Source organism: Clostridium gelidum, from assembly GCF_019977655.1.
GTDB lineage: Bacteria > Bacillota > Clostridia > Clostridiales > Clostridiaceae > Clostridium > Clostridium gelidum.
Window position 1 is genome coordinate 1,636,138 of the sequence record NZ_AP024849.1, and the last position, 17,465, is coordinate 1,653,602.

The following is a 17,465-nucleotide window of genomic DNA, read 5'->3' on the forward strand; positions in this document are numbered from 1 at the left end:
AGTATAAATTAATAATTGAAAATACAAAAAAATTATTGGTGTGGCAGGTGGATGTATTATGGGAGAAAGAACCAAAACGATAAATTTTAATAAAATAGAACCAGGGATGAGAATAGCTAAAAATTTGGAACAGAACGGTAGAGTATTACTTAAACAAGATGTTCTAATAACGGATCAAATCATAACAAAATTAAAAAAAATGTATTATATCGAAAGCGTAGACGTTTATGATAATGAGACAGTAGAAAAGCAAGTAAGTATAGAAGATAAAAAACAAGCCGAATTAAGTAGAGTTGAAGAAGAGTTTAAAGAAATATCTTCAAGATTACAAAATACTTTTGGACAAATAGCAAGTAAAAATGAAACATCTATGAATGAAATTAGAGATTTTTCACAAAAAATTCAAAATGAATTAACGCCAAGCAGTATAGTTATAAAAAATATAGTACTTTATGGTAGTGGAGAAGATTCAATATACAGACATGGTGTAAACGTTGCAGCTTTGAGTTCTCTTTTAGGTAAATGGATTGGGCTTGAAGAATCAAAAATAAAATTGCTCGTATATTCAGCAATTCTTCATGACGTTGGAAAAACAAAAATAGATACTGAAGTACTTAAAAAATATACAGCTTTAACTAAAAGTGAATTTAATATAATAAAAACACATACTAGTGCAGGATATAATCTTATTAAGGGAATTACATTTTTAGATAAATCAGTTAGTTATGGAGTGCTAATGCACCATGAAAGAGTAGATGGTTCAGGTTATCCGTTAGGGTTAAAAGGTGAGGCAATACATCCTTTTGCTAAGATAATTGCTATAGCAGATGTATTTGATGCAATCAACTCAGATAGAGGGTATAAGGATAAAAAATTACCATTTGAGGCTTTACAAATAGTTAAGACTGAAGGCCTGGGAAAACTAGATTATGAATATGTAAAAATATTTATAGAACATGTAGTAGGATATTATACAGGAGAAGAAGTTTTACTAAATACTGATGAGAAGTGCAAAATAATACAGATGAATGTAAATAATTTAGAGAAACCTTTAGTTATGAGAGATGGAGAATTTATTGATTTAGCAAAAGAAAAACATTTGTATATTAAAGAAATGCTACTATAAATTTCATAAATGATAATAAAAGTCAGATAAATTGTAAATAATGAGCTTTTAAATGTTCAAGAATTAAAGAATGGAATGATTATTGCAAACGATGTTATGAAAAATCGAATAAGCATTATATAATATAGTAGCTGTCTCAAAAAAAATTTCGAAAAGTTTTTATTTTGAGGTGGCTATTTCTATTGTGTACAAATTTATAAATAGGGTATAGTTAAAATTAGAGTTATAATTAATTTAAAGAAAGTAATTTATAATAATATATATGTTGCAATTAAGAATCATTTTTGCAACATCTATATTTTTTTAAAACTAAATATAGATGAGGGAGGATTTGTTTATGAAGAAAGGGGCTGTGGATTCTAAAAGATATATTTCTCAGAATAATTATAATGAAGAAATGTTAAATAAAGTTGAACCATATTTACAGAAAAACTTAAAATGTGGTTACATATTAGGAGTAAAAAACGTAAAACTTTATTATGAGAAATTTATTGTTAAAAATGCAAAGGCTAATATAGTTATTTGCCATGGATTAGGAGAATTCACTGAGAAGTACTATGAGTTAATTTACTATTTTATGAAAGAAGGATATTCTGTTTTTATTATTGAACATAGGGGGCATGGACGTTCTCAAAGGATTGGAATTGATAATTGTCAAATTAATGTTGAAAAATTTAATTACTATATTGAAGATTTTAAGAAATTTATAGAGGAAATTGTTATTCCAAATAGTGATAATAAAAACTTATTGTTATTTGCACATTCTATGGGAGGTGGAATAGGAACTGTTTTTTTAGAGGAATATACTAATTATTTTAAAGCCGCCGTATTAAGTTCACCAATGCATGAAATAAATACAGGGAAAACACCAACTATTTTGGCAAATATTATTTCTAATGTAATGAAACTTTGTGGAAATAGTAAAATGTATCTCCCAGGACAAATACCATATAGTGAAGAAAAGAGTTTCATAAGTACAGCTACTAGTTGCAAAGAAAGATATGAATATGTATATGAAAAGATAAAGAATAATAATGAATATCATAGTGGAGGGACATCTGCACTATGGTATATTGAAAGCTCAAAAGCTACTAGAAAACTTGTGAAAAAAGAAAATGCTTCAAAAGTAAAAATACCAGTATTATTATTTCAAGCAGAATATGATACTTATGTCATTTCAAGGGGACAAAATAAGTTTGCATCATATGCTAAAGATTGTGAGTTAATTCATGTAAAGGGAGCTAAACATGAATCTTACTTTGAAAAAGATGAAATATTATTTGATTTTCTTGATAAGGCATTCTTATTTTATGAGAATAACTTAAAATAAGAATCTTATATGCACAATTAAGGAGGAAGCTTAAAGAGAAAAATTGAGCATCCGCCTTAATTATGTATTATAAACTGTTTTAAAGTATATAATTTAAAAAATTAATTTTCAAAAAGTCTAATTAATGTATGTAAAATACAAAATATAGTATTATCTTAGAAATTGATTAATTATCTCTTTAGTAGATAATTTAGAACCATCAATAATATCTTTATAGTTTTTTAATTTTTTTTCGTCTTCATCTGTTAGTTTTTCATTAGACTTTTTCTTTTCCATTAAACATTTGAAATCTTCATAGTTTTCATTTCCAAGTTTTCCTTTAATGATACAATCTATAATTGAATGTAGAGTTTCCTCTTGAGTAGTTGAAAGTTTTTCGCCGTTATCTTTACATTTTTTCAATTCTATTAATTTCTTTTTTTGATCAGAAGAAAGATATTTGAAATTTCTTTCATTAAATACATTAAAACCTTTATGTTTATCTTTTTTATCATCTTCACTTTCCTTTATATTATCGTTATGAGCATAGCAAGTTGAAGTTTCTAAATTATTAGTAGCATAAGAACTTGTGTTAGTTGCCATTATTGTTTTGGAAATGGTTGAAAAGCAACCAATAAAGACTAAAGAAGTTATCATATATTTTATAGCTTTTTTATTCATTTTCATACCTCCGTAGATGATGTTTAATTTCAATGATTAGTATGTGATAAAAGAATAAAAAATATTATATTTTTTATTTTTATGACATTAATAACTGTTCATGTCAGACAAATTTAGGAAAAATTGTCTGTGTAAAGGGTTTATTGTTAAATTAAAGATAGAAATTTTTAATATGTGTTTTCAAGTATACAAAACTCTTATATAATTAGAGAATACAAAGGTGTAAAATTCTAGAAAATCATTTTTATTTGTATAAATAATAAAATGATTTTGGTTTTAGAGAAAATTTATCATAAATATTAGAAAATTATTACTTTGAAAATTAAATGGTTATATATACATTACATTGCAAGGTCAGATAAAAGCATATATAATCTTATTTAAATAATAATTAATAATATTAATGGTGCATAAATTAATAATAAGATAGAAAAATCTAAAATTGATTTCATGAAATTTATGAAATATGGATTAAATATAAAATGGTAAATTATAGAATGAGAGTGGTATAATGTATATATAAAAGAAGGGGAGAAAATTATGAATTCATGGATTAAGGAGAGCATATTTTATCAATTTTATACACTAGGGTTTTGTGGAGTTTTAGAACCAGGTAGAGTGTATGAAGAAGAAAATAGATTAACTAAAATTGAAGAATGGATACCTCATTTAAAAGAAATGAGTGTAAATGCAATTTATTTTGCACCAATTTTCGAGTCAAGTTATCATGGATATGATACTAAGGATTATTACAAAGTTGATAAAAGACTTGGAAGTAATGAAAATTTCAAGGAATTATGTGAGAAGCTTCACGAAAATAATATAAAAATAATATTAGATGGAGTATTTAATCATGTAGGAAGGGAATTTTGGGCATTTAAAGATGTTCAAGAAAATGGAACAAATTCTAGATATTGCAGTTGGTTTGTAAATTTAAACTTTGATAGCAAAAGTCCAATGGGTGATGAGTTTAATTATCAAAGTTGGAATGGTTGTTATGATTTAGTTAAACTTAATTTAAAGAATCAAGAAGTTTTAGATCATTTATTACATGCAGTAGGTGCTTGGATAGATGAGTTTGATATAGATGGGTTAAGATTAGATGCGGCAGATAGTATAGACTTTGAATTTTTTAAGGATTTAAAGAAGTTTACAGAAGCTAAAAAGGATGATTTTTGGCTTATGGGTGAAGTTATTCACGGTGATTATACTAGATGGGCAAATCCTGAAAGTTTAGATTCAGTAACAAATTATGAATGCTATAAGGGGAATTATTCTAGCCATAATGATAAAAATTATTTTGAAATTGCACATTCATTAAATAGATTATTTGGTAAAGGCGGAATTTATAAGGATTTATGTTTATATAATTTTGCAGACAATCATGATGTTAATAGACTCGCTAGTACTTTGAAAAATTCAGAACATATATACAATGTGTATACATTATTATTTACAATACCAGGAGTACCAAGTATTTATTATGGAAGTGAATATAGAATTAAAGGTGTTAAAGGACAAGGGACGGATTTACCTTTAAGACCAGAGTTAGAACTTGAAAAAATAAAACAAGAAAATGATAATTTATTTGAATTAATTAAAAAATTAGGGAAGATACGATGTGGAAGTGAAGCTCTAAAATATGGCAACTATGAGCAAGTTGTTGTTAAAAATGAGCAATTTATATTTGCTAGAACTTTTAATGATGACAAGATATATATAATTTTAAATTTGTCTGATAAAGAAAGTCTGTTAGATTTTGAGTTATCTTTTGAAGAAGGAATTGATTTACTAGATGAAAATGAAATTGTTATTAAGGGTGGAAAAGTAAATATGGAAGTACCAGCATTTTCATCAAAAATAATTCAAAAATTAAAATAGAGATGCCTTATATAAAACAAAATGTTTAATAAAACTAACAAAGGGGTAATAATATAATGAATTTATTAGATAATGATTATAATAATTATATTGGAAAACTCGGAATGGAGTATTCTAAAGATAGCACTAAATTTGTGTTGTGGGCACCTAATGCAAATAATGTTAGACTAGCTTTGTTTGGAAAAGATGAAAAAAATCACATGAATGCTCCAGAAGAAATATTAGATATGAACAGAGGATTGCAAGGAACTTGGAGTATAGAAATTAAGAAAGATTTAAAGGGTGAATTTTATAATTATTTAGTCACTAATAGCGGAAATGAGAGAGAAGTAACAGATCCATATGCTAAAGCTCTAGGAGTCAATGGACATCGAGGTATGGTAGTTGATCTTAAAGAAACTAATCCTATAGATTTTAATAAAGATGAAAAACCAGAATTAATTAGCGCTTCAGGATCTATAATATATGAAGTTCACGTAAGAGATTTTTCCATAAATGAAAATTCAGGAGTAAGATTTGAGCGAAAAGGAAGATTCGTTGCATTTTGTGAACATGGAACTACTATTCCTGGACAATATACAAAAACTGGTATTGATTATTTGAAACATTTAGGGGTAACTCATGTTCATTTACTCCCATCTTTTGATTATGAAACGATTGATGAAAGTAATCCAGATATGCCACAATATAATTGGGGATATGATCCTAAAAATTATTTTACACCAGAAGGGTCTTACTCTACTAATCCCTTTAGTGGAGAAAAAAGAATTAATGAATTTAAGGAAATGGTAAAAAGTCTTCATAAGGCAGGTATCCGAGTTGTTATGGATATGGTTTATAATCACACATATAGAAGTCATGATTCAAATCTCAATTTAGCAGTACCAGGATATTATTATCGTCAAGATTCTAATGGTAATTTTTCAAATGGTTCAGGGTGTGGTAATGAATTAGCTTCAGAAAGATATATGGTAAGAAAGCTTATTGTTGATTCTGTAATTTACTGGGCTAAAGAATATCACATAGATGGATTTAGATTCGATTTAATGGGACTTCATGATATAGAAACTATAAAGAAAATCAGAGTAGAATTAGATAAAATTGATTCTTCTATACTTGTATATGGAGAAGGATGGACTGGTGGATGGACACCACTCCGAGGAGAAGATTCAGCCGTAAAGGAAAATATAATAAAATTTGACAAAATGCAAATTGCAGCATTTAGTGATGATACTAGAGATGCTGTTAAAGGACATGTATTTAATATTAATGAAAGAGGCTATGTAAATGGTAGAACAGGTCTTGAAGAAAGTATTAAATTTTGCATAGTTGGAGCCATTGGAAAAGAAGGTATTAATTATGATAAAGTATTATATTCACGCTGGGCATGGGCAAATGAACCTTATCAATGTATAAATTATATTTCAGCACATGATAATTATACATTATGGGATAAGTTATCTATGTCAAATCAAGATTCATCTTTAGAAAAGCGTAAGAACATGAATAAATTAGCAGCAGCCATAGTATTAACGTCTCAAGGAATACCATTTTTTCAAGCCGGAGAAGAATTTCTACGAACTAAAAAAAATGACGATGGGAGTTTCAATCATGATAGTTATAATGCTCCTGATAGGGTGAATAATTTAGAATGGAGCAGAGCTCATGAGTATGAAGATATTGTTAATTATTATAGAGGATTAATTAAGTTAAGAAAAAAATACAAAGCTTTTAGAATGAATTCAAGTGAAGAAATCAGAATAAACTTGACATTTTTTGAGAATGGAGAAAGTTTTTATAAGGAAAATGTTGTTGCATATAAAATAGAAGATAACAGTGGAAGAAATTTAAGTAATACTATAGTGGTAATATTCAATCCAAATGATGAAGAAGCATTTATAGATTTAAAAGAATGTGGATGGAGTGTTCTTGTTAATAAAGAAAGAGCTGGAGTAGATGAAATTTATGCTATAGCAGGCAATAATATAACTGTTCCTTCAAAATGTGCATATGTTTTAATAAAGAAATAATTATAGGCATATTCAAATAAATAACAAGTCAGTATGCTGGTCTAGTTCCTGTCATACTTCCGTGTCTGACATAAAGTGAAACTTTTTAGGTGGAATTTTTACATTCCAGCTGAATCTAGTTGAACTTATACCCTCAAGGGGCACAATGTCTTAAGACAAAATATACATCGCGTCTTTGACTTGTTATTTTCTTTAATATGCCTTGATGGAAGGTTTTTGGTGATATAAATGGAAAAAGAAAAATATTTAGTATTTTTAAATGATATTAATAAAGATAAACCTAATGAATTTAAAAAAATAAATATGAAAGAATGTCCCTTTTGTAATAGAGAGAAACTTACTGACATTATAGATCAAAAAGGACCGTTTGTATTACTTAAAAACAAGTATCCAACAATAAAAGACACCTATCAATTAGTTCTTATAGAAACATATAGTTGCGATAATGATATGGGACAATATTCTGCAGAGTATATGCAAGAGTTAATGAGATTTGGTGTTAAACATTGGCTAAGGATAGAAGAAAGTGGAGAGTATAAGTCGGTTATATTTTATAAAAATCATGGACCAAATTCTGGAGGGAGTTTAAAACATCCTCACATGCAAATTGTAGGAATTGATGATATTGATTATAAATTAAAAATAAAAGATGAGTATTTTGAAGGAATAGAGGTTCATAAAAGTGATAATTGTTTAGTAAATTTATCTCATAGACCATTTAATGGATTTACTGAGTTTAATATAATTATAAGTGATGATTTATATGGATTAAATGAACTTTCATATAACCTAAAAAAGATAGTTCATTATCTTTTAAATAACTATTTTGTAAAGTGTGATAGTTTTAATATATTCTTTTATCATTTTAAAGAAAAGATAATATGTAAGGTTATGCCAAGATTCACTAGTTCACCATTGCTTCTTGGATATGGAATAAAGCAAATATCAAGTTGTGAAAGAGAAATAGTCGATAAATTAAAGTCAATGTATTTTCAATAACGTAAATTAATTTAATATTAGTATATATTGTAATTAACGATATACAATAAAAAAAGGGGCTGTTGCAAAACTAACGTAGTTAGTTTTGTGGCAGCTCATTTTTTTATAAAAAAAATAAAAAATGTGAATTCAAAAGAATTCACATTTTTAGTATAATTAAATTATGTTAAAAACCAAATTATACAATAAAAATTATAATCAATTTAATGATAATTATCAACTTATATTACCATTAAATTTAGAAAACTTAATACCAGAAGATGATTCAGTCCGCTTGCTAAGCCATATATTGGAGGGATTAAATTATACAAAGTTGTATCAGGCGTACTCTTCCGTTGGAAGAAAACCGGCAGTGGAACCAAAAATCATGTTCAAAATAGTATCGTATGCTTATTCTCAAAATGTTTATTCTAGTAGAAAAATAGAGAAAGCATGCAAAAGAGATATAAATTTCAAGTGGCTACTTCAAGGTTATAAAGCACCTGATCATGCTACCATTAGTAGATTCCGTAAAGAATATCTTTCAAATGAAGTAATTGAAGATTTATTTTATCAACAAGTTAAATATCTAGCAGCTCAAAAGGAAATATTATTTGAAAATGTATTTATTGATGGTACTAAAATCGAAGCGAATGCCAATCGTTATACTTTTGTTTGGAAGAAATCCATTTATAAAAATGAGGAAAAAATGTTTGATAAGATTCTTACTCTTGCTGAAAATATCAATCTTGAAGAATCGAGAGACTTTATTGTTAAAAAAGAAACATTGATATATGATATTGATAAAATTCTCGAATGGCTTTTATATGAAAAAGACAAAAGAAACATAGAGTTTGTTCACGGTATTGGTAAAAGAAAAACTGCAATTCAGAAATGGATAGAGCAACTATTTGAATATAAAGAAAGACAAGAAAAATATAATTTCAGTAAAAACATATTATCAAAAAGAAATAGTTATTCTAAAACTGATACAGATGCAACTTTTATGCGTATGAAAGATGACCATATGAGAAATGGTCAATTGAAACCTGCATATAATGCACAAATCGCAGTTGAAAGTGAATACGTAACCGGGGTCGGAATATTTGATGATAGAAATGATATAGCAACATTAATACCTATGCTTAATAATATGCAAGAAAAAATTGGGTATAAATATCTTAATGTAATTGCAGATTCTGGTTACGAAAGTGAGGAGAACTATTTATTTTTAGAATCTAACAATCAAACTCCGTATATAAAACCACAAACTTATGAAAAGTGGAAAAAAAGAAGTTTTAAAAATGATATTAGTAAACGTGAAAACATGAAATATGATGCAGAATCAGATTTATATATTTGCCATAATGGTAGAAAGTTGATTCCGACCTCTATTATTAATAGAAAATCCGCCAGTGGATACAAATCAGAGGCTACTATCTATGAGTGTGAAAGTTGTGATAACTGTGCTCATAAATCGAAGTGCACGAAAGCAAAAGGAAATAGAAAGATGCAAGTTTCAAAAACTTTTGTGGAAAAGCGTGAAATATCTTATAGAAATATCACAACTGAATTTGGAACTAAATTAAGAATGAACAGATCTATTCAGGTCGAAGGAGCATTTGGAGTTCTAAAAAGTGATTATGAATTCAATAGATTTTTAACACGTGGAAAAAATAGTGTTAAAACTGAATTTATTTTGCTTTGTTTTGGCTACAACATTAACAAATTGCATTTAAAAATACAAAATGAAAGAACCCAAAATCATCTTCATGAATTAAAATCTACTGCCTAATTATGGAATAAAATAAGTAGGCTTATTTGAGTGCGCTTGAAATTCAGAAATCTCCCCAAAATTGATTTGATATTTCAATTTTGGGGAGATTTCTTTCTTTGAATCGAAAAGGAGCATCGCTCCTGATCGAAAATCAATCATTTTGCGACACTCCCTAAAATTAATACTACTTATTTAATGAGATACATCTACATTCTGTGTAGTTTGTTTAACTTTGATTCAGGGTCATCTGTTTTTTCTTGTGTTTCATCTGTTTCGTAAAGAGCATTACAAACAATTAATATAAGATTAATAAAAATAACTATCCATAGCATATTTATTCCCCCTCTAAATATATAATTGATTATAATATTTCATATATTTATTATAACATATTTCCAATGTAAACGTTATAAAGTTTTGCTAATTTTAATAAATATATAAATATTTATTTAATAACACTTATATATTTATAGTTATTTGCAAATAATTAAAATAGATATAAACATCACATTAGGTACTCCTTGAGGGTACAAATATTAGGGGTGATAAATTGGATAATAACGAAATTGAAATTAATAAAGTTAAAACAAGTAAAAAAAATAAACCCATAACAGTTCCTATAAAGATAATTCCATTAGGTGGATTGGGAGAGATAGGAAAAAATATAACCGCCTTTGAGTATAAAGATGAAATAATAGTCATAGATTGTGGATTAGCATTTCCAGATGAAGATCTTTATGGAATTGATCTTGTAATTCCTGATGTAACATATTTAATAAATAATAAAGATAAGGTAAAGGGATTTTTTATTACTCATGGACATGAAGATCATATAGGTTCATTAGCATATGTATTAAAGCAAATTAATGCTCCTGTATATGGTACAAAACTTACAATTGGATTAATTGAAATTAAATTAAAAGAACATAATATACTTAGTGACTGTACATTAAATGTAGTTGAACCTGGCGAGTTAATAAAATTAAAGGAAATTAATATTGAGTTTATTAGAAATAATCACAGCATACCAGATAGTTGTTCAATTGCATTACATACGCCTCTTGGAGTTATTTTACATACTGGTGATTTTAAAGTTGATTTTACTCCAATTGATGGAAAAGTTATGGATTTACAAAGATATGCACAATTAGGCAAGAAAGGTGTACTACTTTTAATGTCTGAAAGTACTAATTCCCTTCATAAGGGTTATACAATGTCAGAAAAAACAGTAGGGGAAACTCTAGAAAATCTTTTTAGTAAAGCAACTGGTAGGGTTATAGTATCTACATTTGCATCAAATGTTCATAGGTTACAACAGATTAGTGATTGTTCTATAAAAAATAATAGAAAGATAGAATTTAGTGGTCGAAGCATGGAGAAAATATCAGAAGTTGCTATAGCCCTTGGATATTTATTCATTCCAGAAGATATGATAATAAGTCTAGATGAGATTAAAAATTATCCAAGTGATAAGATAACCATTGTTACTACAGGAAGCCAAGGGGAATCAATGGCTGCACTTACAAGGATAGCAGCAGCAACTCATAGAAAGATACAAATAGAAAAAGGAGATATGGTTATTATCTCAGCGACTCCAATACCTGGTAATGAAAAAGCAGTATCAAATGTAATAAATGATTTAATAGTAAAGGGTGCTAATGTAATTTATAAAGCAATAGAAGATATACATGTTTCAGGGCATGCTTGTGAACAAGAACTTAGATTAATTCAATCTTTATTAAGGCCTAAGTTTTTTATACCTATTCATGGCGAATATAAGCATTTAATTACCCATGCTAAAATTGCACAAAGTATGGGTATAGATGAATCTAATATATTCATTTTAGAAATAGGCGATGTTCTTGAACTATCTAGAAATAAAGGAAACGTAACTGGAAAAGTACCATTTGGAAGAGTGCTTGTAGATGGTATGGGTGTAGGAGATGTAGGAAATATGGTACTTAGAGATAGAAAAAACTTGGCGGAGAATGGGATTATAACAGTAGTTGTAGCTATAGATAGAAGAAATAAAATTATGACATCAGGACCAGATATAGTTTCAAGAGGTTTTGTATATGTTAGAAATTCTGAAGAATTAATTGATGAAGTTAGAAGTATAGTTACTAAGGTTGTAGAGAAGTGTTTAGAAAATAATATAACACAGTGGGCAGAAATAAAAAATAGTATAAGAAGAGAAGTAGATAATTTTGTTTATACAAAGATGAAAAGGAAACCTATGATTTTACCAGTAATTGTTGAAGTATAGTAAGGAATTTTAAATATTCACAACAAACAAGAAAACCACCTATTTCTAGTAAAAAAAAATTTAGTGGAAAACTTACTAGAAAAGGTGGCTTAGTTGCGTTGATTTATTTTTTATTTTGAATATTAATGAAATTTGTCTTGACTCTAACCTAAGGGTTGAGTTTATAATAAGCTTATAAGGGTTTTCTAAATCTATAATCGATTTATTTAATTATTTTGATAATACCCTTTAAGGAATATTCAAAAGAATAACAAGTCTTTAGACTAGTATATTTTGCTTTATATGCCTTAATTAAAAGTTTTGTATTTAATTAAGAGAGGATTGAATTAGATGAAAAATATACCATTTTCACCACCTGATATAACAGAAGAAGAAATAGAAGCAGTAGCTAATGTATTAAGATCGGGTTGGATTACTTCAGGTCCACAACTTGCAAAGTTTGAAGAAGAAATAGAAAAGTACTTAAATGTCAATAAAGCATTAGCATTAAATAGTGCTACAGCTGCAATGGAATTGGTACTTAAGGTATTTGATATAAAAGAAGGCGATGAAATTATATCTACTCCATATACTTATACAGCAACGTCAAGTGTTGCTGTGCATAGAGGGGTTAAGCCAATATATGTAGATGTTAAAAAAAATACTTTTGAAATGGACATAGATAAGGTTGCAGAAAAAATTACAGAGAAGACTAAGGTAATCATGCCAGTAGATATTGCAGGAGTACCATTTGATTATGATGCATTAAAAAAGGTTTTGAAGGATAAAAATAGAGAAGATATAATGATTCTTTGTGATTCAGCTCATGCTTTTGGGGCTAAATATAAAGGAGAACCTGTTGGTTCTCAATGTGACTTTCATTCATTTTCATTCCATGCAGTTAAGAATTTAACTACTGGTGAAGGTGGTGCAATTACTTTTAATGATAATAATTTTAGAGGTCATAAAAATTTGCTACAATATATGAGATTTACTGCTATGCATGGTCAATCAAAGGATGCTATGAGTAAACTTAAGGCAGGAGCTTGGGAATATGATATCATAAATGATGGACTTAAATGTAATATGACAGATATTAGTGCTGCAATTGGAGTAGTTCAACTTAAGAGATATGAAGGAATGCTTGAAAAAAGAAGACAAATATTTAAAACATACACTGATATTTTATCTAAAGAAGATTTTTCAATAATTCCATTTACTAAAGATGAAAATGGAACTGAAACATCATATCATTTATACCTCTATAGAGTTAAAGGATTTAATGAAGAAAAGCGAAATGCAGCAATTGAAAGGCTAGCAGAAATAGGAATAGCAACAAATGTGCATTATAAGCCCCTTCCAATGCTAACACTTTATAAAAATCTTGGATATGAAATGAAAGATTATCCCAATGCTTATGCACAATATGAAAATCAAATTACACTTCCAGTATATTCTACATTGTCTCTTGAAGACGCAGAATATATAGCTAGGGAAACTGTAAAAGTAATTAGAGAGTTATTATAGAGTAAATATTTGGTTTGCTATTTTATTTCATGTGCCTAAGACAATAAAATACCTACAGTTTATTATTAAATAAGATAATAAACTGTAGGTATTCTTTTTAAATAATTAAATTAATGTTGACTCCACCCTAAGGTAAGGGCGTAGAATATATTTAAGGGGAGGGAATGTAGTGAAGATTGGTGAATTTGCTAAAAGATCCGGAGTAACTGTAAAAACATTGCTTCATTATGATAAAATTGGACTTCTTAAACCATCACAGAAAACTGATTCGGGATATAGAATTTATTGTGAAGATGATTTTTTAAAGCTTCAGCAGATTACAACTCTGAAATTTATTGGATTATCATTAAATGAAATAAGTCATATTATACATGAAAGCGGAGAAAACTTGGAAAATATGATAAGCATTCAAAAAAAGGCTTTAGAAGAAAAGAAAAAGCATATTGATGCAGTTATAGATGTTTTTAATAAAGCGAAAAATAAAGCAAAAATAAATGGATTTTTAGATGCTAACAATTTAATTGATATTATAAAGATAACTAATATGGAAAGCAGAGTAAGGGAGCAATATAAAAGTGATAAGAACCTAAACATTAGGAGTAATCTCCATAGCTATAATATAAACAAGGTAGATTTTGATAAATGGTGTTTTAATCAAATAAGTTTTCCGGAGAAGGCAAGAATATTGGAACTTGGATGTGGCACCGGAAAGCTTTGGTTTAAGAATAAAGAAAGTATAGATAAAAATTTAGATATTACTTTATCAGATTTCTCAAAAAGTATGTTAAAGATTGCAAAGGATAAATTAAAAGATGTAGATTATGATTTTAAGTATGAAGAAATCAATATGGAAAACATTCCATATGATGATGAAAGTTTTGACATTGTTATTGCCGAACATATGATTTATTTTGCATCAGATATAGAAAAAGCTTTATCTGAAATAAAAAGAGTTTTAACTTTTGGAGGAATGCTTTATATAAGTGCTAATTCATGTGAAACCATGGCAGAATTAAATAAACTTGCAGAAAAATTCGATTCAAGTCTTGGAATTGACAATAATGGATATTCATCTAGATTTGAATTAGAAAATGGAGATGCAGTTCTTAAAAAACATTTTAACAAAGTTGATGTAGAAATATTAGAAGGAAAAATAATAGTAGACGACGCAAAAACTGTAGTTTCTTATAAAGCGTCAACAATCCAAGGCAGTTCAATGCTTGTTGGAGAAAAGAAAAAAGAATTTACAAAGTATTTAGAAGATCATATTAAAAAGAATGGAAATATATCAATAACTACAAAAACTTGTATGTTTAAAGCAATGAAATAATAAATATAAAAGAAAATAACCTAATGGTAAATAGCTGTCAGGTAAAATTAAAGGAGATAGAAAAAATGAATATTCCATTAGTTGATTTAAAAGCTCAATATAAAACAGTTGAGGAAAAGGCAATGAAAGCTGTAAGCGAGGTGCTTTCATCTGCAAGCTATATTATGGGTAAGGATGTAACAGAATTTGAAAAGGAATTTGCAGAATATATAGGAGTTAAACATGCCATATCTGTTGGAAATGGTACAGATGCTTTGGTTTTAGCGCTTATGGCTTGTGGCATTGGAGAAGGCGATGAAGTTATAACAACACCTTTTACGTTTTTTGCTACAGCAGAAAGTATATCATTTATAGGTGCAACTCCTGTTTTTGTGGATGTAGAAAAGGATACATATAATATTGATCCATTAAAGATAGAAGAAAAGATTACTAAAAAAACAAAAGCAATTATGCCAGTTCATATATTTGGTCAACCAGCAAAAATGGATGAGATAATGGCAATTGCAAAAAAATATAACTTAAAGGTTATAGAAGATGCAGCACAAGCAGTTGGATCAGAATATAAAGGTAAGAAATCGGGAGCAATTGGAGATGTTGGATGTTTCTCATTCTTTCCAACTAAAAATCTTGGTTGTGCAGGCGACGGTGGAATTATAACAACATCAAATGATAATATAGCAACTATTGCAAGAGCACTAAGAACTCATGGTAGTGGAGAAAATGGTCAAAGGGCTTATAATTTATTAAATAACATAAACGAAGAAGTTAAAACTTCAGAAGGACATGATGATACAGTATATAATCCATTAAAATATTATAATTATTTAATTGGATTTAATACAAGGCTAGATACAATTCAAGCTGCAATTTTAAGAATTAAGCTATCTAATATAGATAATTGGAATGAAAAAAGAAGAGAAAATGCTAAAATGTATGATGAAAAATTAAAAGATACAGGATTGACATTACCATTTTCAATACTTGAAAGTAAATCTGTATACAATATGTATGTAGTACAATCTGGAAATAGAGAAGAAATGATTAATAAGCTACAAGACAAAGGCATAAGCACGGGAGTCTATTATCCAGTTCCAATGCATCTACAAAAGGTATATAAAAATCTTGGATATATAGAAGGGGATATGCCTGTAGCAGAGTATTTAGCACATAGAACATTTGCAATACCTATTTTCCCAGAGTTAAGTATAGAACAAAAGGATTATATAGTTGATACGATAAAAGATATAAATTGCTAATAAGTATAGTTTTTACTGTAAGTACATATAAGTATTTAATTTATTCATACAAATTATTAATTAACAATATTAGATGTATGATATAATTGTTTAGAATTTGATACAATAATTTGTTTAGGAAGGTATATATATGAAAGAAATAATAGTTACAGTAAAAAAAGAATTTGTTAATAAATATAAAAAAGGATATCCATTAATTCTTGAAGAAGCCTTAGAGAATACAAAATCTTTAAAAGAAGAGGGGCAAATTATAACTCTTATAGATGAGAACAAAGCTTTTTTAGGAAAAGGATATTATGGAAAGCAAAATAAGGGTTGTGGCTGGATTTTAAGTAACAGTAAGAATAGTAATCTAGATTATAAATTCTTTTATGATAAAATTAGAAATGCTTTTTCTAAAAGAATAAAGCTTTATCATTCAAGAGATACTAGTTGCTTTAGAGTATTTAATGGTGAAGGTGACGGAATAGGTGGTCTTACTATTGACTATTTTGATGAATACTACCTTATTACGTGGTATAGTAAAGGCATGTATGAGTTTAAAGATAACATACTTAAAGCTATAAAATCATTAGTGTCTTTTGATGGAATATATGAAAAAAAGAGATTTGAAGAGAATGGCATGGTTGTGGATGAAGACAGCTATGTGTGTGGAAAAAAAGCTCCAGAACCTCTTGTAGTAAAAGAAAATAGTGTTAACTTTGCAATTTATTTAAATGATGGTGCAATGGTTGGAGTATTTTTAGATCAAAAGGAAGTAAGAAAATCTATTAGAGATAAATATTCTAGAGGGAAAAGCGTGTTAAATACTTTTTCTTATACAGGAGCTTTTTCTATGGCTGCAGCAAAGGGTGGAGCTATTACTACAAGTGTTGACTTAGCAAGTAGAAGTCTAGAAAAAACAACTGAAAACTTTACTATAAATAATATTAATCCTGCAAAGCATAAGATAATTGTTGAAGATGTTTTCCTTTATTTCAAACGTGCAAAGAAAGAAGAATTAAAATTTGATGTGGTTATTCTTGATCCACCAAGTTTTGCAACATCTAAAGACAATAGATTTAGTGCAGCAAAAGATTATAAAGATTTGATGAAATCAGCAATAGAGATAACAGAGGATAAAGGTTTAATTATAGCTTCTACCAATTGTGCTACTTTTAATATGGCTAAGTTTAAGAAGTTTATTGATGATGCATTTAAGGAATGTAATAAGAATTATGAAATTTTAGAAGAGCACAGTCTTCCAGAAGATTTTGCAGTTACAGATAAATTTTTAGAAGGAAATTATTTGAAGGTTGTGTTTGTAAGAATGTATTAATATAACT

Annotated in this window: 13 protein-coding genes; 11 read left to right on the forward strand and 2 right to left on the reverse strand. The window is 27.9% G+C overall.

The window, feature by feature from the left end; genetic code table 11:
• Positions 1–58: 58 nt before the first annotated feature.
• Positions 59–1,126 carry an HD-GYP domain-containing protein gene (locus psyc5s11_RS07265; protein WP_224036946.1) on the forward strand — a complete coding sequence of 356 codons (1,068 nt, stop codon included), beginning with the start codon at positions 59–61 and terminating at the stop codon, positions 1,124–1,126.
• 337 nt (positions 1,127–1,463) lie between these two features.
• A complete protein-coding gene (locus psyc5s11_RS07270) occupies positions 1,464–2,456 on the forward strand; it encodes an alpha/beta fold hydrolase (RefSeq protein ID WP_224036947.1) in 993 nt (330 codons plus the stop codon).
• Between the two features lie 150 nt (positions 2,457–2,606).
• Here psyc5s11_RS07270 and psyc5s11_RS07275 read toward each other — a convergent pair whose 3' ends face one another.
• Positions 2,607–3,116, reverse strand: coding sequence for a hypothetical protein (locus tag psyc5s11_RS07275; RefSeq protein WP_224036948.1), 510 nt, complete (start codon positions 3,114–3,116; stop codon positions 2,607–2,609).
• A gap of 540 nt (positions 3,117–3,656) precedes the next feature.
• Here psyc5s11_RS07275 and psyc5s11_RS07280 point away from each other — a divergent pair.
• The 4 genes from psyc5s11_RS07280 (at position 3,657) to psyc5s11_RS07295 (ending at position 9,800) form a co-directional block, all read left to right on the forward strand.
• Positions 3,657–4,997, forward strand: a complete 1,341-nt coding sequence (locus psyc5s11_RS07280) for an alpha-amylase family glycosyl hydrolase (RefSeq protein WP_224036949.1) — start codon at positions 3,657–3,659, stop codon at positions 4,995–4,997.
• A 56-nt stretch (positions 4,998–5,053) separates the two neighbouring features.
• On the forward strand, positions 5,054–7,027 hold the full coding sequence (pulA, locus tag psyc5s11_RS07285; RefSeq protein WP_224036950.1) for a type I pullulanase: 1,974 nt from the start codon (positions 5,054–5,056) through the stop codon (positions 7,025–7,027).
• Positions 7,028–7,255: 228 nt separating this feature from the next.
• A complete protein-coding gene (locus psyc5s11_RS07290) occupies positions 7,256–8,026 on the forward strand; it encodes a DUF4931 domain-containing protein (protein ID WP_224036951.1) in 771 nt (256 codons plus the stop codon).
• Between the two features lie 163 nt (positions 8,027–8,189).
• Positions 8,190–9,800 (forward strand): IS1182 family transposase, encoded by a 1,611-nt coding sequence (locus psyc5s11_RS07295; RefSeq protein WP_224033889.1) that lies wholly within the window; start codon positions 8,190–8,192, stop codon positions 9,798–9,800.
• A 188-nt stretch (positions 9,801–9,988) separates the two neighbouring features.
• On the opposite strand, the gene psyc5s11_RS27830 is transcribed toward psyc5s11_RS07295, so the two are convergent.
• Positions 9,989–10,114, reverse strand: coding sequence for a hypothetical protein (locus psyc5s11_RS27830; RefSeq protein WP_258712432.1), 126 nt, complete (start codon positions 10,112–10,114; stop codon positions 9,989–9,991).
• A gap of 218 nt (positions 10,115–10,332) precedes the next feature.
• Here psyc5s11_RS27830 and psyc5s11_RS07300 point away from each other — a divergent pair, with 218 nt between their 5' ends.
• The 5 genes from psyc5s11_RS07300 to psyc5s11_RS07320 all read left to right on the forward strand — a co-directional run bounded on the left by psyc5s11_RS07300 (position 10,333) and on the right by psyc5s11_RS07320 (position 17,458).
• Positions 10,333–12,048, forward strand: a complete 1,716-nt coding sequence (locus tag psyc5s11_RS07300) for a ribonuclease J (protein ID WP_375541990.1) — start codon at positions 10,333–10,335, stop codon at positions 12,046–12,048.
• A gap of 330 nt (positions 12,049–12,378) precedes the next feature.
• The gene (locus psyc5s11_RS07305) at positions 12,379–13,554 is read left to right on the forward strand and encodes a DegT/DnrJ/EryC1/StrS family aminotransferase (protein ID WP_224036952.1); all 1,176 of its coding nucleotides are present in this window, start codon (positions 12,379–12,381) and stop codon (positions 13,552–13,554) included.
• A 169-nt stretch (positions 13,555–13,723) separates the two neighbouring features.
• Complete coding sequence (locus psyc5s11_RS07310; RefSeq protein ID WP_224036953.1) at positions 13,724–14,884, forward strand: MerR family transcriptional regulator; 1,161 nt, start codon at positions 13,724–13,726, stop codon at positions 14,882–14,884.
• Positions 14,885–14,949: 65 nt separating this feature from the next.
• Positions 14,950–16,140, forward strand: a complete 1,191-nt coding sequence (locus tag psyc5s11_RS07315; RefSeq protein WP_224036954.1) for a DegT/DnrJ/EryC1/StrS family aminotransferase — start codon at positions 14,950–14,952, stop codon at positions 16,138–16,140.
• A gap of 130 nt (positions 16,141–16,270) precedes the next feature.
• Positions 16,271–17,458, forward strand: coding sequence for a class I SAM-dependent rRNA methyltransferase (locus tag psyc5s11_RS07320; RefSeq protein WP_224036955.1), 1,188 nt, complete (start codon positions 16,271–16,273; stop codon positions 17,456–17,458).
• The last annotated feature ends 7 nt before the right edge of the window (positions 17,459–17,465 follow it).